Origin of the sequence: Agrobacterium sp. T29, from assembly GCF_006970545.1 — a bacterium.
GTDB classification, from domain to species: Bacteria; Pseudomonadota; Alphaproteobacteria; order Rhizobiales; family Rhizobiaceae; genus Agrobacterium; species Agrobacterium leguminum.
Genome location: NZ_CP040642.1, coordinates 59,558 through 80,913, shown reverse-complemented (window position 1 = coordinate 80,913; position 21,356 = coordinate 59,558). Strand labels below are relative to the sequence as shown.

Below are 21,356 nucleotides of genomic sequence, written 5' to 3'. Positions count from 1 at the left end.
TATTCCCTGGAAGACCCGCGCAAAATGCTCGCGTGCAATCCATGACGTTCGGAACGTATGCGGTGTGTCCTTATTTATTCTATTGATATAAAATGATTATTTTTATCAGTCAGCACCATTGGTGCGCGTTACTGCTGCTTTCGCGGCTGGCTTGGATAAAAATCTGGATGATACTCGCGACTAAATTTGGCTTCCATGGAGAGATCATTGTCTCTCTTTTCAAGGGCGGTTAGATTTTTTCCTTGCTTAATGTATGCATTAAAGCCATACATAAATTCGGTTTTGTCGTTTTTCAAACGAAAGGTCCCATCATGTCCGCCGAAGCGCCGCGACCGGCCGCGAAAACCATCCATCCAAATTTTTCGTCAGGCCCATGCCAGAAGCGCCCCGGATGGTCATTGCAAGCCCTTGAGGGAGCTGTCCTGGGACGCTCACATCGTTCAAAGGAGGGAAAGGCCAAACTCAGGCAGGTCATAGACTTGACGCGGGAGATACTGAGTATTCCTGATAATTATCGTATCGGAATCGTTCCGGGTTCGGACACCGGTGCGGTGGAAATGGCACTATGGGGGCTGCTTGGTCCGCAAGGAGTCGATGTTTTCGCCTGGGAGAGTTTTGGCAGTGATTGGGTGAATGACATCGTGCAGGAGCTGGAGCTTGAAGACCGGCGCGTGTTTGAGGCGGCCTATGGCCAGCTCCCTGATTTGTCCCAGGCCGATCCCGCTCGCGATATTGTCTTTACCTGGAATGGCACGACATCGGGTGTTCGTGTGCCGAACGGTAACTGGATCGCGGATGATCGGGCCGGCCTGACGATCTGTGATGCGACGTCGGCAGCATTCGCCATGGATCTGCCCTGGTCAAAGCTCGATGTAACAACATGGTCGTGGCAGAAGGTGCTTGGTGGAGAAGGCGCGCACGGCATGATTGTGCTGAGCCCACGTGCGATCGAGCGGCTAACCGATCATGTTCCACCATGGCCCATGCCGAAGCTCTATCGCATGGTCGCCAAGGGTCTGGTCAGTGAAGGGCTGTTCGTTGGAGAAACCATTAACACGCCATCGCTGCTGGCGGTCGAAGATGCGATCGACGGCCTGATCTGGGCGCGTGATATTGGCGGTCTGCCTGCCTTGAAAACGCGTTGCCAGGCGAATTACAAGAGCGCGGCCGAGTGGGTGAGCCGGACGGAATGGTGCGACTTTCTTGCTGACCGCGAAGATATCCGTTCCGAAACCTCGATCTGCCTGAAGATCGTCGATCCGAAGCTGGCGAGCAATCCGGAGTTACAAGCGGAGGTCGCCAGCGCAGTTGCTGCACGGCTTGCGGAGGAAAAGGTCGCGCTGGATGTCGGTGCCTATCGCACAGCACCGCCCGGCTTTCGCTTTTGGGGTGGGGCGACCGTAGAGACCGCCGATCTGGCGCTGGCGCTCGACTGGCTGAACTGGGCCTATCACGAAGCTAGAAAGGCGGTGCTCGCATGACGGTTCCAGCGCCTGCCGGCGATATCGACAGCTCCGATCATCTCTTCGCATGTTTCCGGCGCGCCGATCTTGCCTTCACCCATGGTGAGGGTGCCTGGTTGACTGGAAACGATGGTGTTCGTTATCTGGACTTCGCTACAGGGATCGCGGTCACCGGGCTGGGCCATTCTCATCCAATTATCCTGGATGAACTGAACCGGCAGGGCGGTAAACTCTGGCATGTCTCGAACGCATTCCGCATTCCCGAACAGGAGGCGCTTGCACGCCTTCTGTGTCAGAGGACGTTTGCGGATCGGGTGTTCTTCAACAATTCCGGGGCTGAGGCGATCGAAACGGCGATCAAGACGGCGCGGCGCTATCAGTTCGTTTCCGGCCAACCCGAACGCTATCGGATCTTGACCTTTGAAGGGGCATTCCATGGTCGGACGCTGGCTACGATCGCGGCGGGCGGGCGTGAGAAATATCTTGAAGGTTTCGGTCCCCCGTCGCCGGGCTTCGATGTCATACCCTTCGGTGATTTCGACGCGTTTGAAGCAGCCTGTGGGCATGAAACGGCGGCGGTGCTGCTGGAGCCGATCCAGGGCGAAAGCGGTATCCGCAAGCTGAGCGCGCAGGATATTGCCCGTATTCGTGATTTGTGCGATCGCATTGGCGCGCTCCTGATTTTCGATGAAGTCCAGACCGGGGTAGGCCGCACAGGACATCTGTTCGCCTATCAGGACAGCGGCATCGCGCCGGACATCCTTGCTGCTGCGAAGGGTCTGGGGAACGGCTTTCCGGTTGCAGCTTGCCTTGCCAGCGAAAAAACTGCGGCAGGCATGACGCCGGGCACCCACGGAAGCACGTTCGGGGGCAATCCGCTGGCCATGGCGATTGCGCACAAAGTGATCGAGATCATCGCGGATGAAGCGTTCCTTGAAGATGTTCGCCGCAGGAGTGCGCGGTTGTTCGCAGGCCTCGAAAAGCTGGCCGCAGCTTATGGCGATGTTTTTACCGAGGTGCGTGGTGAAGGCTTTCTGCTCGGTTTGCGTTGCGCGGTTCCGGTCGAACTCGTTGTGACGGCGGCGCGGGCGAACGGACTTTTGTCCGTGATCGCGGGAGACAACGTGTTGCGGCTCCTGCCACCGCTGGTTCTGTCGGAAGCGGAAATCGATGAAGGACTGGCTCGGCTTCAAAAAGTCGGGCGATCGCTAACGCGTACAGACCGGAATACTTCGGTAGAGGGCAACGGACATGTTTGAGACACTACCCACTCCGCTAGTGGACCCCATTCTGGCGCTCGGCGGCGCTGTCCGGTCCGATCCCCGGCCGCAGAAGATCGACCTGGGGATTGGCGTCTATCGTGACGCGAACGGCAAAATGTTGGTTTCCACGCAGAACTGAGCCGGTTAGGCAGATAAGGCTCAGTTCCGTATGGAAACCAACATAGAACCACCAGACCATATTTGCCGATGCCGGGCTGAAGACAGCAACATAACCCTATTATGATCGGCTGAGCTCGGCGCTCCGCGTCGATGACATGCTGTCTGCGGTTAAAGGGATTCCCGCCGGCGATGTGGTCCTCTTGCACGGATGTTGCCACAATCCCTCCGGGACGGATATTGCGCTCCTGATGAACGAGCGCGGGATCGTTCCGCTTGTCGATCTCGCCTATCAGGGGTTCGGCCGAGGGCTGGAGGAAGACGTTGCGGGTGTCCGTGAGCTGATGCGCCAAGTCCCGGAATTGCTTGTCGCGTTTTCCTGCTCGAAGAATTTCGGTCTTTATTCCGACCGCACGGGATGCGCGCTGGTGATGACGGAGAACGCGAAGGCAGCCGCGATCGCAGGAGAGCATATGGCGCTGTCGCCCGGCCTCTTTATTCGATGCCGCCCGACCATGGCAGCGCGATCGTCCGGACAATTCTCGAAAACGACGCTCTTGCGAAAATATGGCACCTGGAACAGGAGGAAGTGCGGCTCTCTATCGTCTCCAGGCGGCGTGAACTCGCCGCTGCGCTACGAGAGGCCAGCGGCACGCGGAGCTTCGATTATCTCGAAGATGGATCCGGCATTTTCTCGTTCCTGGCCCTCTCGCCTGAGGAAGTGATGTCCTTGCGCCGTGAACAGGCGATCTATGCGGTAGAAGACTGGCGCATCAACATCGCCGGACTGTTTCGCATATCGAAGGAGTTTTCCGACATCGGTGGGGCAGGGCATGCCGATAAGAACAGTGGCTTCAATGCCCTCGGAGCGCAGTTGCGCGATCCAGCGCGCGACTGCATCCGCATTAAAGCCGAACTGTGTGGTGATCTCGACATCGCAGCCCAGGTCGCGAAGGAAGCAGTATTTCCATTTCAGGGATCGCCAGAGGCAGTCCGTGGCAATCTTCGGGTTGGCCGTCGGGATAGCCCACGATGCCGATGCTGCGAATACCGTAGCGCTCCACGACCCCACTGCGAAGAAGGGCCAGTGTATCTGCAAACGGACCTGCCGGGGCGGCGGGATCTCCTCCGACGAACAGAAAACGAGACGGGGCTGCCTCATCGATCAGCGATTGAAGCAGGGTGTCCAGATCGTCGAAGGATCGCAGGCGGCGGGAAGAAATTATCGGTACGGGCTCGAAGCCGCAGCGGCGAATGACATGCGCAGCATTGATGCGCTGGTCCAAGGAAGGCGATGTTGATCGGCGTCCCTGGAGGGATTTCGGACATGGCGATCTCGACTTCGGCAATGTCTCGCCGGTCACTTCCAGCGTATAGTGCGGGCGCGCCTGAAACCCTATCAGATGCATTTCTATCCCGATATCAGACGTCTCCATCTCTAGGCTTCTCCGAGAAGTGGCTTTTCAATTTGTCAGGCACGCCGTCAAACGACGCGGCGTCGACTGCTGGCGCTTTCGCTATCGAAATGTTTGGCCATATCGCTGCGTAGCGGGCGTTGAGTGCGACCCATTCGTCGCTGCTGGGATAACTTTCGGAAAGAACCGTTTCGGCGGGAGATTCCGGTTCGCAAACTCCGCAGTCGATGCATTCGTCAGGATGGATGACGAGCATTTTCTTGCCTTCGTAAAACGATCGACGGGACAAACATTCACGTAGTCCATGTATTGCAGCGGATGCACTTCTCTGTGACCTCATATGGCAATGAAGTCTCCTGAGATTTTTTGCTCTCAGCGTTGAATCTAACCCGCCTTTCGGTAAAGCCCGCTGTCGTAAACTCACCTTCACAACTATCGAAACAGACGCAATCTGCCCTTCCGATAAATGGCCATACATTATAATACAAATGTATGCTAAAGAGGCATGCATATGGACTTGGCTTGACGCGTTGAACCCAGAGAATCGCATTGCAGGAGTAGAGGTAATGAACCAAGATGCCTCAGCTGGGTCCCAGCTTTCGGATCTTGGCGACACCGCGCTATTTTACCAGCAGTTTCCAAAGCTAGTGAAACTTGAGATTCAGCCCACAAAGACCTTGAGAAGCCACGGGGATTTCGCTCTTGCTTATCCTTCTCGGCTCATCTGTCCTGCTGATGTTCTCACCGCGTCTGACGCGGCCCGTGGTATCGTTGACATTGCCGCCTTTGCGGCGGTCGATACGCGCCGTGAGTCAGAGAACGCTCGATAAAGCTGCAGACAAAGGATCGCGACGTCCCGATGAACGCACCCACGCGCCCCACTTCTCATAAGCGAGCCCCGGATTCACCGCATCTCGCGCGTAATGTGTCAAACCGTCATCTGCAACTCATAACCATAGGTGGCACCATCGGGCCCGGCCTTTTCATGGGCTAGGGCAAGACAATTTCATTTGCCGGCCCATCCATCCTGCTAGTGTATGCCATTATCGGCTTCATGCTGTTCTTCTTAATGCGCGCACTCGGCGAAATCCTGCTCTCTAATCTCTAATATCGTAGCTTTGCAGATTTTGCCGGTGATTATATCGGGCCTTGTGCACAATTCTTCACCGGTTGGACATACTGATTTTGCTGGATTGTGACTGGCGTTGCCGGTGTAGTTGCCGTTTCGGGATACATTTCGTTCTGGTTCCCTGAGTTGGCAGTATGGATTCCGACTTTGGGGCTGATCGTCACGCTTCTTGCCCTGAACTTGCCGACGCTCTTTACCAACACATTTGTGGCCATGGCCCGCATTGGCGAGCCCTTCGCTCAGAAAGAAGTGAAACATCTTCTTTATTTCACAATCCATACATGATACAAAGATAGTATGTTTTCTACGCATACAATTTTGAGGGGGCGTAATGTGGAAGCCTAGGCTGCTCGAGAACGCCCGGATGAAATATCTGGGCATTGTTGACGCGTTGGAGGCCGATATCCGGTCGGGTCGCGTCGCCCGCGGCGACCGGTTACCGCCTCAGCGTGCGATCGCCGAAGCGCTTGGGGTTGATCTGACCACGGTGACGCGGGCCTTTAATGAAGCCGGTCGGCGGGGTCTGGTGCAGGCCCAGGCCGGGCGGGGAACTTTCATCAGTGAAGCGCTGGAGGGTGAGGTTGGCGAAGTTGCCCGTCCCCTCATTGATCTCAGCATGAACATCCCCTCGCAGCCATCGGCGGTAGATTTTCGCAGGATTTTTCCGCAGGGCATAGCTGCTGTTCTGAATAGTCCACGGGGTTTGCTCAATCTGCATTATCAGGAGAATACGGGCGCGGAGCCGGACCGGCAGGCGGCCGCACGCTGGCTTGGACAACGTATGCAAGGTGTTGCTGCCGACCGGATCGTCGTGACGGGAGGAGCGCAGAGCGCATTGTTTGCCGTTTGCGATCTTTTTCTTAATCGCGGCGATACGATTGCCGCTGGCTCAATGACCTACCCCGGTTTGAAGGCTGTCGCTATACAGAAGGGACTTCAGATTGCCGCACTCGACATGGACGACAAAGGCATCATCCCTGATTCTTTCGATAAGGCCTGTCGTGACCGCGCTCCGAAAGCTCTTTATGTCATTCCAAGTATCGACAATCCCACCACCGCCACCATGCCCGAGGACTGCCGGCGGGCCTTGGTGACCATTGCCCGCAAGCATGGAGTAGCGATTATCGAGGACGATCCCTATGCGCCGCTACGACCGGATCGGTTGGTCTCCTTCGCGGAACTTGCCAGTGACATCACTTGGCACATCGCGACTCTCTCGAAGTGTGCCACCCCAGCATTGCGGGTTGCCTATGTTGTTGCACCCAGCAGCAGCAAGGCTTTGCTGCTTGCCGGTATCCTGCGGTCTACCATTCTGATGGCGCCGCCCCTGATGTCGGCGCTGGTGAGCCGTTGGATTGTGGACGGCACCCTCGATGAGATCGCGAAATCGATCCGCGCGGAAAACGCCGGGCGGCAAATGCTTGCGACGTCGATCCTCGGAGACGTCGGTTTTGCTGCTGATCCTAATGGACATCATCTTTGGATGCGGCTGCCAGACCACTGGCGCGCTGCCGATTTTGCCGAGCATGCCGATCGCGCTGGCGTCTCGATCGTACCGAGCACGGCCTTTGCAACTGTCCCTCATCCCATCGAAGCGGTCCGGATTTCTCTTGGCGTCGCTCCCGACCGGGGAGATCTTGAGGACGGATTGAACCAACTCGCCAGTCTTATTTCGCAACCCTCGCTCGGTGCGAGGGCTGTAGTGTAATTTTTTTGAAGGATCTTCCAATGAGCATCATCAAGGCCGCAGTCGTTCAGGCCGCTCCCGTCCTGTTTGACACCCCAAGAACACTTGGCAAGCTTACCGCGCTTACCAGAGATGCGGCGGGGCAGGGGGCTAACCTCGTTGTCTTTCCAGAGGCTTTTGTTGGCGGCTATCCCAAGGGACTCGACTTTGGGGCGCGGCTGGGGACGCGCAGTCCAGAGGGCCGTGAGGATTTTCGCCGTTATTTCGAAAGCGCCATCGATCTGCCCGGGCCTGAAGCGAGCCGTATGGGGGATATTGCACGTGATAATGGGGTTCATCTGGTTGTCGGCATCATTGAGCGAGACGGCGGTACACTCTACTGTTCGACGCTGACCTACGCACCTTCGGGTAAGCTTCTCTATAAGCACCGCAAACTGATGCCGACGGCGCTGGAGCGTCTCGTCTGGGGTTTTGGCGATGGATCGACCATTGGCGTTGTCGAGACGCCGATCGGCAAGATCGGCAGCGTCATCTGTTGGGAAAACTATATGCCGCTCCTGCGTGCGGCCATGTACGCACAAGGCGTCGAACTCTATTGTGCGCCCACCGTCGATGATCGCGACGCGTGGCTCCCGACGATGCGCACAATCGCGCTGGAAGGACGCTGTTTTGTAATCTCTGCATGCCAGTATTTCACACGCGGCGATGGACCTGCAGATTATGCGCCATTCCAGGGCAATCATCCGAGTACAGTGCTCATCCGCGGCGGTTCGTGTATTGTGGACCCACTTGGCAATGTCCTGGTTGAACCGGATTTTACTGGTGAGACAATCAAAATTGCCGAGATCGATCGCCGCATCATCGTCCGTGGTAAATACGATCTCGATGTTGCAGGACATTATGCGAGACCGGACATCTTCCGTCTTTCGGTGGATACCCGCCCCAAAACCGCCGTGGCGTTCGATAAGGCTCCGCTTCCAGTTTCAGACACAATCGATCAATCTCAACAGCAGGAGGGTTCGCCATGTTCGGCCTGACCGCACTTGAACTGGCTCGAATCCAATTCGGCTTCACCGTCTCCTTCCATATCATCTTCCCGGCCATCACTATTGGCCTAGCGAGTTATCTTGCTGTGCTTGAAGGCTTTTGGCTGTGGATGAAGGACACGACGTATCGGGATCTCTATCATTTTTGGTCTAAGATCTTTGCGGTGAACTTCGCTATGGGCGTCGTTTCCGGATTGGTCATGGCCTATCAGTTCGGCACCAACTGGAGTTATTTCTCGGCTTTTGCCGGTTCGATCACCGGGCCGCTGCTCGCCTATGAGGTGCTGACCGCCTTCTTTCTCGAAGCGGGGTTCCTCGGTGTCATGCTGTTCGGCTGGAACAAGGTCGGGCCGGGCCTGCATTTCTTTGCGACCATAATGGTGGCAATCGGCACATTGATCTCGGCGACCTGGATTCTGGCTTCGAATAGCTGGATGCAGACGCCTCAAGGTTACGAGATCATCAATGGTGTGGTGGTTCCTGTAGATTGGCTCAAAGTGATCTTCAACCCGTCATTCCCTTACCGGCTGGCACATATGACGGTCGCTGCATTCCTAGCGACGGCGCTGTTCGTAGGTGCTTCCGGCGCCTGGCATCTCTTGCACGGCGATAACAATCCGCGCGTTCGAAAAATGTTTTCCATGGCGATGTGGATGATTCTGATCGTCGCACCCTTGCAGATCGCTATCGGAGACGCGCATGGCCTGAATACGCTTAAACATCAGCCAGCAAAGATTGCAGCTATGGAAGGGCACTGGCACAACGAACCGCGTGCGGGAGTTCCTCTCATTCTGTTCGGCATCCCCGACATGCAGGCTGAGGAGACGCGCTACGCGATCGAAATTCCCCGTCTCGGCAGCATCATCCTTACGCATAGCCTTGACGGACAGTTTCCGGGCCTTAGCGAATATGCGCCCGAAGATCGTCCGAACTCGCTTTTGGTCTTCTGGTCGTTCCGCATAATGGTTGGCCTCGGTATACTCATGCTGTTTCTCGGCCTGTGGAGTGTGTGGCTGCGCTGGCGGGGCAAATTCTTCGCGCAGCGTTGGTTTTTGCGCTTTGCGACATGGATGGGGCCGTCCGGCCTGATCGCTATCCTCGCAGGCTGGTACACGACCGAGATCGGTCGCCAGCCATGGGTGGTCTATGGCGTGATGCGCACCGAGCATGCTGTATCGAATCATTCGGCGATTGCGCTCTCAACCACGTTGATTGTCTTCATCGTCATGTATTTCGCTGTCTTCGGCACGGGCATCAGTTACATGCTGAAACTGGTCGCCAGGGGGCCGGATAAAAGCCACGACGATACCCCTCATAATCCGGGCCAGTCTCCACGGCCAGCTCGCCCGTTGTCGGCCGCACCCGACGACATCGACCCCGCGCAACGCTGAGGAAGAAAAGCTATGGGTATCGATCTTCCCCTCATATGGGCCATCATCATCGGCTTCGGACTAATGATGTATGTCATCATGGATGGTTTCGATCTTGGCATCGGCATCCTGTTTCCATTCGTGCATGACCGCGAAGAGCGGGACACGATGGTCAACAGTGTAGCACCCGTATGGGATGGCAACGAGACTTGGCTGGTGCTTGGCGGCGCGGCCCTTCTTGCCGCTTTTCCGCAAGCCTATGCCGTGATCTTGAGTGCACTTTATTTTCCGCTTGTCCTTATGCTGGCGGGCCTGATTTGGCGTGGTGTTGCCTTCGAGTTCCGCTTTAAGGCAGATGAGACTCACAAGCCATTCTGGGACAAGGCTTTTGCATGGGGCTCCTATATCGCCACCTTCTCGCAAGGCGTTGCCCTTGGTGCATTCATAAACGGTTTCGAAGTCAAGGATGGCTCCTATGCCGGGCGGCTGTTTGACTGGTTGACTCCATTCAGCCTGTTTACCGGCTTCGGCCTCCTGTTTGCCTATTCACTCCTTGGTGCGACGTGGCTGGTCATGAAGACTGAAGACGGGTTGCAGCGGCGGATGCGTGAACTCGGCCGTCCGGTCACCTTTGCCTTACTGCTTGTTATTGCCATCGTCAGCATCTGGACGCCACTCACGCATGCAGACATCGCAGGCCGCTGGTTCTCTTTGCCGAATCTATTCTTCTTCGCGCCTGTTCCCTTGCTGCTTGTGCTCGCTACCTGGGGGCTTCTGAAAACGTTGAGTGGAAATGGCAACGCGGCGCCATTTCTGTTCTCGCTCCTGCTTCTGTTTCTGGGTTACACCGGTTTGACAATCAGCATCTGGCCGAAAATCATTCCGCCATCGATTTCGATCTGGCAGGCAGCTGCGCCGCCGCAGAGCATGGGCTTTACGCTTGTCGGAGCACTGTTCATCATACCCTTCATACTCGCCTACACCGCATGGTCCTATTATGTCTTTCGCGGCAAGGTGAAGTCTGGCGAGGGGTATCACTGATGCCGAAAACTCCTACAAAGCGTGGAATCTGGCTGAGGCGGTTCGGTTGGCTCGCCCTGATCTGGATTGCCAGCGTTGGCGCGCTGGCGATTATGGCAATGCTGTTCCGCGGTTTGATGAGACTGGCCGGCATGACTGCATGAACCGGCATTTGCTTCCTATCCCTTCCGGAAGACCAGGGAGATGGAGGATTTGCGCAGAGACTTGGAGTCGGTTCCGGTTGAGGGCGGTGTCAGTACCGGAGCAATAATCCCCAACTGGAGGTGCGGACGAATTGTTGGACTAACAGGACATAGTTCATGTATTCGTATGAAGACCGCATGAGGGTGTTGGTTTCCGCGCAGAACCGAGCCGGTTTTTCCACCGAGAAGTGAGCCACCTCTAAGTATGGTTTTCTGATCAGGCTTTGGTCAAGGGATTAGCCTTTTCTCCTCTCTTCTATGCGGCTGCAGCCGAGCTGGCTTTGAATCGAAAGCTGTCGTTTCCGGTTTCGAGGATGTGACAACGGTGGGTCAGTCGGCCCAGCAGAGCCGTCGTCATCTTGGCGTCGCCGAAGACCGTGGCCCATTCGCTGAAGCTGAGGTTGGTGGTTATGATGACGCTGGTGCGCTCGTAGAGCTTGCTCAGCAGGTGGAAGAGCAGCGCTCCGCCTGAGGCACTGAACGGAAGGTACCCGAGCTCATCGAGGATCAGCAGATCGAGACGAACCAGCGTCTCAGCGATCTGGCCTGCCTTGCCTTTTGCCTTCTCCTGCTCGAGCGCATTGACCAGTTCGATGGTTGAGAAGAAGCGCACTTTTCGGCGGTGATGCTCGATAGCCTGAACGCCGAGAGCGGTCGCGACGTGTGTTTTGCCTGTACCCGGCCCACCGACGAGGACAATGTTCTGCGCTCCGTCCATGAACTCGCATCGATGCAACTGGCGCACCGTCGCCTCGTTGATTTCGCTGGCGGCGAAGTCGTATCCGGAGATGTCCTTGTAGGCAGGGAAGCGGGCTGCCTTCATATGATAGGCAATGGACCGGACCTCGCGCTCAGCCATCTCGGCTTTCAGCAACTGAGACAGGATCGGCACGGCCGCATCGAAGGCTGGTGCTCCTTGCTCGATCAGGTCGGTGACCGCTTGGGCCATGCCATACATCTTCAGGCTACGCAGCATGATGACGACGGCGGCGCTGGCAGGATCATGACGCATGACGACCTCCCACGATCCGGACACGCAGGCCATCGTAACGTTCGACGTTGGCCTTGGGTTCACGCACCAAGGTCAGCGCCTGCGGCGTGTCGATGTCGGGGCCGTCGGTCGTTTTGCCATCGATCAGACGATGCAGCAGGTTCAGCACATGCGTTTTGGTTGGCACGCCTTGATCCAGAGCCAGTTCCACAGCCCTGACGACAACCTGTTCGTCGTGATGAAGCACCAGAGCGAGGATATCGGCCATCTCACGATCGCCAGCGGGACGGCGAAGCATCTGGTCCTGCAACTGTAGAAAGGCCAGCGGCAATTCCAGGAAGGGAGCACCATTGCGCAGGGCACCAGGCTTGCGTTGGATAACGGCAAGGTAATGCCGCCAATCATAAATCGTTCGCGGTGGTTTGTCGTGACTGCGCTCTATGATCCGCGGATGTTCGCAGAGGATATTCCCTTCGGCTGCAACGACCAGCCGCTCAGGATAAATCCGCAGGCTGACGGGCCGGTTCGCAAATGATGCAGGCACGCTGTAACGATTACGCTCGAAGGTGATCAGGCATGTCGGCGAGACGCGTTTGCTCTGCTCGACGAAACCGTCAAACATGGGGGGCAATGCCATCAAAGCAGGCCGTTCATCATCCCAAACATCGGCGATCGAACCGGGCAGGCTCCCGTGCGGTGTCTCCTGCCACAGGTTCTGGCAGTGCTGCTCCAGCCAGAGGTTCAACGTTGCCAAATCCGGGAAGTCGGGCATCTGTTGCCACAGGCGTGGACGAGAATCCTGAACGTTTTTCTCGACCTGCCCTTTCTCCCAGCCCGCAGCAGGATTGCAGAACTCTGGTGCAAAGACGTAGTGGTTTGTCATCGCAAGGAACCGGATGTTGACCTGTCGCTCCTTGCCCCGGCCGACGCGATCGACCGCCGTCTTCATGTTATCGTAGATGCCGCGAGCAGGGACGCCGCCGAACACACGGAAGCCGTGCCAATGGGCGTCAAACAGCATCTCGTGTGTTTGCAGCAGATACGCCCTGACCAAAAATGCGCGACTGTGCGATAGCTTGATATGCGCGACCTGCAGCTTCGTGCGCTCGCCGCCAATGACGGCATAGTCCTCACTCCAATCGAATTGGAATGCTTCGCCTGGGCGGAAAGACAGCGGAACGAATATGCCGCGGCCCGTCGTCTGCTGCTCACGTTGCCGGTCCGCTCGCCAATCACGGGCGAAGGCGGCAACCCGGCCATAGGAACCGGTAAAGCCGAGAACCATCAGATCGGCATGAACCTGCTTCAGTGTTCGTCGCTGCTTGCGCGACTTCCCGGCCTCTGTCTTCAGCCAGGCCGCCAGCTTGTCGGCAAAAGGATCAAGCTTGCTCGGCCGTTCCGGTACCGTGAATGTCGGTTCGATCGTGCCCGCGTTCAGATACTTTGCGATCGTGTTCCGCGACAACCCAGTGCGCCGGCTGATCTCGCGGATCGACTGCTTCTCGCGCAATGCCATCCGACGGATGATATTTAAAAGTCCCATGTAGATCACTCCGTTGCCCCCGTCGCTCTCCGCGTTGGGGGGAAGGTTCACATGGCTCAATTCTCAATGGAAATTATGCGCCTAACCGGCTCAGTTCTGCGCGGAAACCAACACTCACGGCCTAGATCGGCGCGTGCGAAATTGCCGATGACCTGGCCTTCTAACAGGCTCCACAGGAAGGTAAAGTTGAAGATCGCGCTGAGATCCGCTCCGGGTAGCGCTTGAAATCCCGGCGCTTTTGCCAATAGCCATTGCATCCTCATTTGATACCCCTACTCAGACGGTGGTTATCGCCTCTCATGGCTAGTGCTGGAGGGCATTGCCGGCGTTTCAGGGGCATCTGCATAGCGGCAATCTAGGAATCTTCCCCAAATTGGTGCCGAACAAAGTTTGCGGTCCTGGCCACTTGGCTGTCAGCGTTCAGGCGGCCGCCAGCAGACGGCTCCCCAAGAGTTCATATCCGACCCGTCCGTACATTTGTCTTTTCAGCGTCTTGAGCCGGTTGATGCGACCTCCGACCGGACTGGTGCACCAGGGATGAGTGATAGCTGCTCTCACAGCATCAATATGGCGTCTGATGCTTTTGGCCAGAGCATCCAGTTCGGTGCCGGCGGCATCGTCGATCCACTGGTCGAGGGCCTTCTCGTGATCGCCGCGGATGAGCGCAGCAGACCATCGCGCCAATTCACCTGCGACCGGGAGCCCGGTGCATTCTTGAACAGACGATAGAGGAAGCATCGGGTGCTTTCATCAAGTGGGCTCGGCTCTTCACCCAGGAGCCAGGCGCAAACGCGACGTGACGGCGGTCGACGTTGAGGCGCAGCTGAACCAATCGTGGGCTTCTGCCGCCTTGCGGCGAGCCACCGATAAAGGGTTGTCCTGCTGTCATCAAAGTCCCGCTGTCTGATTTCAGCCCACAGAAGGGCGCCATTCTGCTTTCCATCCCAGGGAAGCTCTATGGTAAAGGAGGAGAGAATGTCGCGTCTGGGAACCCGGAACGTCACGTCTTCGAGACGAAAAGCTGGTCCTGTCGTCAAGTCGTTCGCCTCCACATCAGCCATATGAAATAGGGCGCTCCTACAAGGGCTGCGAGCATGCCGGCGGGTATCTGGCTCGGAAACAGGACGTTGCGGCCAAGCCAGTCGGCTGCGACCATGATGATTGCGCCGGATACGGCAGAGATTGAAATCTGTGTGGCTGGTGACCGGAAACCGGAGATACGGGCAAGATGCGGTGCGATCAGTCCGACAAAGCTCAAAGGTCCGATCGTCAGAACGGCCGCACCGGTCAGCAAGGATGCGACGAGGAGCAATAGCTTGCGGCTGCGACCGACGTCGATGCCGACTGCACGGGCCGTCTCCTCTCCCAACGGTAATATTGCCAGCCACCGCATGGTCAGGGGAAGGGTTGCTGCAACGGTGAGCGCGATGAGGGCGATGGCACCGATTTGCGAGGCCGTCACGGAATAGGTCGAACCTGCAAGCCAGACGAGCAGGCCTGTGATCCGCGGATCGAAGCGCGCGGTGATGGCGGCCAGGAGCGCGCCAAGCACAGTCGTCAGCGCGACACCCGTTAACAGCATGCGCTCCGGAGACCCCGACCGGCTTCTGATCATCGCGAACATCAGCATCATCACAAGGATCGCTCCACCGCTGGCGGCGGCGATTTTCGCGACTTGACCGGCTCCTGTATCGAACAGGAAGAGAATGGCGACGCCGCAGGCCGCCCCTGAACTGATGCCTAGAATTTCCGGGCTGGCCATAGCGTTGCCGGTGACTTTCTGGATGATCGTGCCTGCCGCGGCCAGCATGGCACCTGCCAAGGCCGCCGCTGCAACGCGCGGCCAGCGCCATTCGAAGGCGGGGTTGTTTACTAACAGACCGTACCAGTGCCATCCGTCGAGGCTTCGTCCGAAGGATAGAGCGGTCCAGGAGAAGACACCCAGCAACAGGAGAGCGATGGCGATGGTCGTACTGGTCGAACGGCGCGCGCGAGCCGCCAACGCGGTATGGACGGTGTCGTGACCGAGATGAGATGCCCTGAAGCGCGACAGCATCCAGAGCAGCAGCGGTCCACCCAGAACGGCTGTCAGGACGCCAGCTGGCAGCTCTCCACCCGACAGGGGATTGACCTGCGCGATCTGGTCCGACAGCCAGAGGAGAATGGCGCCGGATAGCGGAGCGACGAGAACACGGCCCGCGAAGGTGCGGATGCCTGACATCCGGGCGATGAGTGGAGCGGCAATGCCGACAAATCCGATCGTGCCGACCGTAGCGATGGTGCCGGCGGATAGAATGACGGCAAATAGCAGTCCGGAAAGGCGCACAACGGCAACCGGCACACCCAGGCTACGTACGCTGCCATCGTCGAGATCGAGCAGGCCAAGCGGCCGCACAAGGAGGAGAGCGCAGAGCCAGCACGCTATCAGCACGGGAGCCATGGAACCGGAAGCATCCCAGCCGAGATTGACCAGTGAACCCGCGTTCCAGAGAAAGACGCTCCGCAATTCCTCGTGGAAGAAGAGCGCGAGAACGGAGCCCATGACGCCGCAAAGCAGCCCGACGATGAGACCCGCGAGGATCAGTGTCAGCGGCGAGGCAAGGGTGCGGGCAGCCAGCCCCAGGGTCGTCAGCACGGCAATTGCGGCACCGAGACAGGCGACAGGCGTCGGTGACAGCGCCCATGACGGCGCGAGAAGGATCGACGCCTTCAGCGCAAGATCCGCACCGCCTGACACTCCAACGGTGGAGGCCTCCGCCAGGGGATTGCGCAGCACCTGTTGGAAAAGCACGCCGGAAAGGGCGAGTGCCGCGCCAGCCAGCAGGCTGGCGGATATCCGTGGCAAGGTCACGAAATGCACCAGCATCTGGCCGTGGTCGCTGAAATCGGGGTTCACCATGGCTTGCCACCAGTGAACTGGCGGCACATCCTGCCAAACCTGACGGAGGCTGAGCAAGGTAGCGATCAGCAGAAGCAGAAGCAGCAATGCTGGCATGAAGAAAAGGGATTGCTCGTTTTTCATGTTAGTTGAAAGAGTGATGATCTGCTCCCTCCATCGTCCGGGTAAGAAGCCGCGCGATCCGCTCAGCTTCGGGCAGCCCCCCGAACAACCAACTGCGGGGCAGGACGACCAGTCTTTCCTGTCGAACGAAATCGAGGTTTTGCCAGAAGGGATTGTCGGCGAGGATTGATGGAACAGGTCCGAAATGAACAACCAGCGTGCTGTCCAGATCTACCAAAGCGCGCGTGGAGACCGGCAGCCATCCCCAGATGTCGCCGGTTTCGCGGATGGCGTTGTCGAAGCCCAGATATTCCATGACCTCGTGGAGAAGGCTGGCGCTGCCAAGCGTCCAGAAGTCACGCGGTGTCGCTGCCCAGAGAAGCATGGCTCGTGTGCCGGCAATGTGCGTCAGGCGGGAGCGGTACGTTTCCATCCGGCTATCGAAACGGGCGAGATATTCCGAAGCGTCCGGCTCCTTGCCGGCAAGCTGTGCGATTTGAACGAGCGCCTGCCGGGCCCTTCCAAGAGGCCCGGGCTCGCCCGTATAGATCGATATTTCCCGTAAAGGGGCGATGCGTTCGAGCTGTGCCGTGTTCGTCGGCCATTCGTGCGAATGGATGATGGTCCGCGGCTTGATTTCGGCCAGAAGTTCAAGATTTGGTTCCGAAAGCGTACCGATGTCGAAAACGGTCTTCTGCAGCCGGGGTTCTTCAACGGAGCGCATGTATCGCCAGGGCTCTGCCATGCCGAAATTCTCGACGCCGATCGCCAGAATCGATTGTGCGTGAGAGAAATCCAGAACGACAAGTGGATTTGGAGAGGGTTTGCTGGCCCTTGCACTGCGTAACACTGGCGTCGTGGAGAGGGTGCCAGTGATGGCGACCCTCAACAATTGTCGACGCTTCATCCCGATTGCTTCGGGGCGAGATCGCACGATCAGAAGTCCACGGTGGCGGAAATCTTGAACGTGCGTGGCGTGCCCATCGTTACCCATCCGTCGGATACGCCTGCCCAGTAGTTCTTGTTGGTGACATTCTCGACCGAGGCACGCAGGGTCAGCGGATTGCCGAAGGTGCTGGTCTTGTACTGCGCGCCGATGTCGAAGCGGGTCCAGCCGGGCAGTTTCTGGGTATTGGCCTGATCGACATACTGGGATCCGGTGGCAATGATGCGCCCGGACAGTGTCAGCCCTTCGATGGCTTGAGGGTCCCATTCGATGCCGATATTGCCCTGCCAACGCGGCACACCAACGGCGCTGTTGCCGTTGTAGAGCCCGTCATCCGTCTTGGTAAGCGTGCCTTGCGTATAGGCGACGCCGCCCAGAACACGCAGGTTTGCGGTGACTTCGCCGAAAACATTCAGCTCCACGCCGCGATTGCGCTGCTCGCCGTTGACACTGAAGACCGAAGCACCGGATGAGTCAGTGGTTAGGATGCTACCGGGTTTGGTGATCTGAAAGACGCTGGCAGTTGCCGTGAACGTGCCGAAATCATACTTGATGCCCGCTTCCATCTGCTCCGTCATGATCGGTGGGAAAATTTCCCCGGCATTCGATGTGCCAGCCCAGGCAACTGGTCCGCGCTGCAGCCCTTCGATGTAGTTCGCATAAAGGGAGAGGTTTTCGATCGGTTTGACGACAACACCGAACGCCGGGGTCAGGGCGCTCTTGTCGTAGCCCTGGGAAAGGCTGCCATCGGGATCGAACACGTCCACCTTGATCTGCTGGTAGCGTGCGCCAGCAGTGAACAGGACTCGGTCATCGAAGAACGACATTGTGTCGGCCAGCGTTATCGCGGGGGCGTTGATGTCCCAATATTTTGGAGGATTGCTGCTGAAACCCGCAGTCGACGGGCGTGAAATCGTCGGGGCGTTGTAGATGTTGGTGCTAAAGGAATAGAAGCCGTAGTAATTGCTTTCCTGATTCATGGTCTGGAACAGGTAAGACGTATTGAGATTGACCTTGTGGCTGATCGAACCGGTGTCGAACTCTCCCCGTATTCCGGCCTGCGCCGAGAAAGCGTCCTCCTGTATCGGGCTGTAATAGGCCGTAGCCGTGGCGTTGCCTGCCGTGTCGGTGACATAGATATCGGAGGAGAGCGCCTCCTGATCATATCGCCGATAACCTGCTCCGCCGTAGATCGTCCATGACGGGTTTAGATCGTATTCGAACTTGCCGAGAACATAGTCGCTTTTGGTTCCGGCATATTCCCAGTCCTGATAGATCTGCTTGCTGAGATCTGGGACCTTCGGGATTGCGATGCCGGAGGCAAAGCCGAAGCCGGCTGATCCCGTCGGTACATCGGTTTTCTGATCGATTTGGCCGGCGTCCAGGCTTGCGCGAAAATCGTCACCACGATAGTCGAGTGCTACCGTTCCCACACCCAGTCTGGCCGATTGGCCATCGAGTGAAGTGTTGCCATCGCGAAAGATTCCATTTGCGCGGATGCCCCATTCCTTGTCGTTCCCGAAGCGACGGCCGTAATCGAGATGCGTGCCGAACTGACTATCCGATGCATACGTCGTGGTGACGCTCGTAACAGGCTCGTCGGTCGCGCGTTTGGGGATGACATTGATGGAGCCGCCGAGCGATCCGTATTGGGTGTACCCGTTCAGAAGTGCGTTCGGACCTTTCAGGATTTCCACGCTTTCCATGGTCTCGACTGGAATGATACGATCCGGTGCGATCCCACCGAAGCCGTCGATCAAAACGCTGTAGTTTCCGACGCTGAAGCCACGCACGACGAAAGAGTCGCCAACCCCGGCCGATGAACCGAGACCGTTGGTATAGACCCGGACGGAAGGATCGTTCGCCACAACATCCGCGACGGTGACGGCCTGCTGGTCCTTGATCGTTTTCGATGTGTAGCTGGTGACGTTGAACGGCGTATCCATGATGCTGGTATTGCCGAGGATGCCGAGTTTCGCGCCTGTCGCGACCTGGCCGCCGGCATATTCCGGAGGCGCATTCCAGTTGTTTATGCCTTCACCCTGGATGGTTATGGTTTCGAGGACTGTTGAGCCGTCAGCGGGAAGCGATCCACTAAGGGCTGCCGGACTGGTGATCGTAACGGTATCCGTGCTTGTGAAGCGCCAGGTAAGGCCAGTGCCGGACAGAAGCGTCGCGAGAACTGAAGATGCCGGGCCTTTTCCGTTGAAACCAGCCGTGCGCAAGGTTCGCGTTGCCCCTGCGTCGTAGACAAGCTGAAGACCCGAAACATCCGCGAAACGGTTCAGCGCCTGGGGCAGCGGTCCCGCCGGAATTGAATAACCGACGGCTGCCGTCCTCTCCTGTGCAAACGCCACCCGCGCGTCGGTGGGAACCAGAACCAGGACGGAGACCGTTGCGGTCAGGAATGCGAAAAGATTTCTTGTGGATGGCTGCGGCTCCGCCAATCGAGACTTCATAAAGACCCCCTGTCTTCAAATGTCACCTCGGCTTTGGGATGACAATGCTTTCGAGGGTTAAGACGCTCGCAGTGGAAAAAACCGGAGTAAGAAAATCCACAAATCGGCAGAAAAATTACCGATGGATGAGAATGACGAGGTTGCCGAGCCTTGTGTCGCTAAATCCAAAGGAATTTTCCAGTGCATCGACGACTTTGGCGATGTCGCCTGTCTCGAAGACACCGCTAATGCGCCGCGACCGTATCGAACCGTCGACGATCCTGATGACGCCGCTGTGATAGCGATTCAGCTCATCGACGACCTCGCCGAGGGGCTTGTCGACGAAAATCAGCTTCCGCCGTCTCCAGGCGGTTTCGGATGCGGCATCGACGGCTTCGATGACGCCAAGTTGGCCATCCCTGTAGTGAACACGTTGGTCTGCACCAAGGTGGACGGACGGGCTGCCCGAGGCTGCGGAAATCGCGACATGGCTCTCGATGACCGTGACCGTTACATCGTCGGCGTTTTCACGCACGCCATATACCGTTCCGAGCGCCTTGGCCTCGCCGCCACGAGCCTCTACGATGAAGGGCCGCTGCGCATCGGGGCTCACCGTAAACACGGCTTCCCCCTTTATGAGCCGGATACGGCGCTCGTTCGGGGAATAGGACAGCGTGATGGCCGTGTCGCTGTTCATCTCGGCCGTGGATCCATCCGGCAGCGCCAGCAACTTCAATTCGCCAGTCGCTGTGTAGCTATCGGCGCCGATCCGGGTGGAGAGATCGAAGTACCAGTTGCCGGCGGAAAGGATGCAGAGGCACACAAAAGCCGCCGCCACGGGCATCGCGGTGCGCCGCCAAACACTTTTTGGCGGACAGGCAGGTTCGGGGATTTTTGCAAGTTCCTGCCAGGTGCCGGAGATTTCGGCGTAAGCCGCGCGGTTTTCCTCCGCTGCGGCAAGCCACATGCGAAATCGGGCCTCATCCGCGGACGGCAAAGAACCTCCGTCCCGTCGGAAAAACCACATTGCCGCTTCCTCAAGCGGATCGTTAGCGCCTGCATTCTTCATGAGCACCATCCTGCCCCATACCCTGAGGTAAGGAAGGGTCGATCATTACAACCACCCGCCACTGAAGACGTTCGAAGCAAAAAAAACCTCAGCACGATCGCAAAACTATTCATGGGCCTTCAGGCGCCGAGCGCAGTGAACCGTTGCTGCCGCCAGATGTTTCTCCACGGCACTGCGCGTTATGTTCATGCGCTCGGCAATCTCGGTATGCGAAAGCCCGTCGAAACGACGCAGAACGAAACATTTCCGGCAGCGGGGCGGAAGCTCTGAGACTGCCTGCACCAGAATAGCCAGCCGTTGACGTGCGATGAGTTCGCGCTCAATGTCCGGCCGCTCGTCTTCGGCATCGAATGTATCCGTCTGTACGAAACTGCGATTGAAACGCGCTCTGCGACGGTGATGATCCGTAACCAGGTTCGAGAGTATGCGATAAAGGTAGGCTCGGGGGTTGAAAGGAACGTCTTTGCCCGTCGTGACCAGCCGCAAGCAGGCTTCCTGGACGAGCTCCTCTGCGATCATATCATCGCCGACCTTCAGGCGGGCATAGCTCTTCAGCTCGCCGTAGCAGCGCTCTATAACTTTCGCGAGAATCTGAGGAGGATCGCTTCCCTCACTGCTTATATACCCCGGCATTTGCGCCTGCCTGCCTGCTTCAT

At 57.7% G+C, this 21,356-nt stretch carries 19 protein-coding genes and 4 pseudogenes; 12 read left to right on the top strand and 11 right to left on the bottom strand.

Features of this window, described 5'->3' with window-relative positions; all coding sequences use genetic code 11:
• Window positions 1–128: 128 nt before the first annotated feature.
• A complete protein-coding gene (locus FGF54_RS27395) occupies window positions 129–353 on the bottom strand; it encodes a hypothetical protein (protein ID WP_168208253.1) in 225 nt (74 codons plus the stop codon).
• On the opposite strand from FGF54_RS27395, the gene FGF54_RS25440 reads away from it, so the two are divergent.
• From FGF54_RS25440 to FGF54_RS27640, 5 genes and pseudogenes are all read left to right on the top strand, one after another.
• Window positions 312–1,481, top strand: a complete 1,170-nt coding sequence (locus FGF54_RS25440) for a phosphoserine transaminase (RefSeq protein WP_142781697.1) — start codon at window positions 312–314, stop codon at window positions 1,479–1,481. The genes FGF54_RS27395 and FGF54_RS25440 overlap by 42 nt on opposite strands.
• The gene (locus FGF54_RS25435) at window positions 1,478–2,722 is read left to right on the top strand and encodes an aspartate aminotransferase family protein (RefSeq protein ID WP_142781696.1); all 1,245 of its coding nucleotides are present in this window, start codon (window positions 1,478–1,480) and stop codon (window positions 2,720–2,722) included. Before FGF54_RS25440 ends, FGF54_RS25435 begins: the two co-directional genes overlap by 4 nt.
• Complete coding sequence (locus FGF54_RS27650) at window positions 2,715–2,864, top strand: hypothetical protein (protein ID WP_246667069.1); 150 nt, start codon at window positions 2,715–2,717, stop codon at window positions 2,862–2,864. The genes FGF54_RS25435 and FGF54_RS27650 overlap by 8 nt, the downstream gene beginning before the upstream one ends.
• Window positions 2,865–3,000: 136 nt before the next feature.
• Window positions 3,001–3,264, top strand: a pseudogene (locus tag FGF54_RS27645) (aminotransferase class I/II-fold pyridoxal phosphate-dependent enzyme); the annotation flags it as partial.
• Window positions 3,261–3,569 (top strand): annotated as a pseudogene (locus FGF54_RS27640) (aminotransferase class I/II-fold pyridoxal phosphate-dependent enzyme); the annotation flags it as partial. The pseudogenes FGF54_RS27645 and FGF54_RS27640, both read left to right, overlap by 4 nt.
• A 178-nt stretch (window positions 3,570–3,747) precedes the next feature.
• Here FGF54_RS27640 and FGF54_RS27635 read toward each other — a convergent pair.
• Window positions 3,748–4,278 carry a hypothetical protein gene (locus tag FGF54_RS27635; protein ID WP_246667086.1) on the bottom strand — a complete coding sequence of 177 codons (531 nt, stop codon included), beginning with the start codon at window positions 4,276–4,278 and terminating at the stop codon, window positions 3,748–3,750.
• Window positions 4,265–4,604 (bottom strand): annotated as a pseudogene (locus FGF54_RS25425) (DUF3470 domain-containing protein). Before FGF54_RS25425 ends, FGF54_RS27635 begins: the two are co-directional and overlap by 14 nt.
• A 219-nt stretch (window positions 4,605–4,823) precedes the next feature.
• Here FGF54_RS25425 and FGF54_RS25420 point away from each other — a divergent pair.
• The 7 genes and pseudogenes from FGF54_RS25420 to FGF54_RS25390 all read left to right on the top strand — a co-directional run bounded on the left by FGF54_RS25420 (window position 4,824) and on the right by FGF54_RS25390 (window position 10,673).
• Window positions 4,824–5,087, top strand: coding sequence for a hypothetical protein (locus tag FGF54_RS25420; RefSeq protein WP_142781695.1), 264 nt, complete (start codon window positions 4,824–4,826; stop codon window positions 5,085–5,087).
• 173 nt (window positions 5,088–5,260) lie between these two features.
• Window positions 5,261–5,578, top strand: a pseudogene (locus FGF54_RS25415) (amino acid transporter); the annotation flags it as partial.
• Window positions 5,579–5,717: 139 nt separating this feature from the next.
• Window positions 5,718–7,094, top strand: coding sequence for a PLP-dependent aminotransferase family protein (locus FGF54_RS25410; protein ID WP_142781694.1), 1,377 nt, complete (start codon window positions 5,718–5,720; stop codon window positions 7,092–7,094).
• Window positions 7,095–7,114: 20 nt separating this feature from the next.
• Window positions 7,115–8,110, top strand: a complete 996-nt coding sequence (locus tag FGF54_RS25405; RefSeq protein WP_142781693.1) for a carbon-nitrogen hydrolase family protein — start codon at window positions 7,115–7,117, stop codon at window positions 8,108–8,110.
• A complete protein-coding gene (locus FGF54_RS25400; RefSeq protein WP_142781692.1) occupies window positions 8,098–9,510 on the top strand; it encodes a cytochrome ubiquinol oxidase subunit I in 1,413 nt (470 codons plus the stop codon). The genes FGF54_RS25405 and FGF54_RS25400 overlap by 13 nt, the downstream gene beginning before the upstream one ends.
• A 12-nt stretch (window positions 9,511–9,522) precedes the next feature.
• On the top strand, window positions 9,523–10,530 hold the full coding sequence (cydB, locus tag FGF54_RS25395) for a cytochrome d ubiquinol oxidase subunit II (RefSeq protein WP_142781691.1): 1,008 nt from the start codon (window positions 9,523–9,525) through the stop codon (window positions 10,528–10,530).
• Complete coding sequence (locus FGF54_RS25390) at window positions 10,476–10,673, top strand: DUF2474 domain-containing protein (protein ID WP_371734034.1); 198 nt, start codon at window positions 10,476–10,478, stop codon at window positions 10,671–10,673. The genes cydB and FGF54_RS25390 overlap by 55 nt, the downstream gene beginning before the upstream one ends.
• A 295-nt stretch (window positions 10,674–10,968) precedes the next feature.
• On the opposite strand, the gene istB is transcribed toward FGF54_RS25390, so the two are convergent.
• The 8 genes from istB to FGF54_RS25345 form a co-directional block, all read right to left on the bottom strand.
• Window positions 10,969–11,724, bottom strand: coding sequence for an IS21-like element helper ATPase IstB (gene istB, locus FGF54_RS25385; RefSeq protein WP_142781689.1), 756 nt, complete (start codon window positions 11,722–11,724; stop codon window positions 10,969–10,971).
• Window positions 11,714–13,246, bottom strand: a complete 1,533-nt coding sequence (gene istA / locus FGF54_RS25380) for an IS21 family transposase (protein ID WP_142781688.1) — start codon at window positions 13,244–13,246, stop codon at window positions 11,714–11,716. Before istA ends, istB begins: the two co-directional genes overlap by 11 nt.
• A 420-nt stretch (window positions 13,247–13,666) precedes the next feature.
• On the bottom strand, window positions 13,667–13,984 hold the full coding sequence (locus FGF54_RS25370; RefSeq protein ID WP_142781686.1) for a transposase: 318 nt from the start codon (window positions 13,982–13,984) through the stop codon (window positions 13,667–13,669).
• A 295-nt stretch (window positions 13,985–14,279) separates the two neighbouring features.
• The gene (gene fhuB / locus FGF54_RS25365) at window positions 14,280–16,241 is read right to left on the bottom strand and encodes a Fe(3+)-hydroxamate ABC transporter permease FhuB (protein ID WP_142781685.1); all 1,962 of its coding nucleotides are present in this window, start codon (window positions 16,239–16,241) and stop codon (window positions 14,280–14,282) included.
• 28 nt (window positions 16,242–16,269) lie between these two features.
• Window positions 16,270–17,154 (bottom strand): ABC transporter substrate-binding protein, encoded by an 885-nt coding sequence (locus FGF54_RS25360; protein ID WP_168208260.1) that lies wholly within the window; start codon window positions 17,152–17,154, stop codon window positions 16,270–16,272.
• 29 nt (window positions 17,155–17,183) lie between these two features.
• The gene (locus FGF54_RS25355) at window positions 17,184–19,652 is read right to left on the bottom strand and encodes a TonB-dependent receptor (RefSeq protein ID WP_142781683.1); all 2,469 of its coding nucleotides are present in this window, start codon (window positions 19,650–19,652) and stop codon (window positions 17,184–17,186) included.
• A 115-nt stretch (window positions 19,653–19,767) separates the two neighbouring features.
• A complete protein-coding gene (locus tag FGF54_RS25350) occupies window positions 19,768–20,700 on the bottom strand; it encodes a FecR family protein (protein WP_168208259.1) in 933 nt (310 codons plus the stop codon).
• 105 nt (window positions 20,701–20,805) lie between these two features.
• Complete coding sequence (locus tag FGF54_RS25345) at window positions 20,806–21,333, bottom strand: RNA polymerase sigma factor (protein ID WP_142781681.1); 528 nt, start codon at window positions 21,331–21,333, stop codon at window positions 20,806–20,808.
• Between the last annotated feature and the right edge of the window lie 23 nt (window positions 21,334–21,356).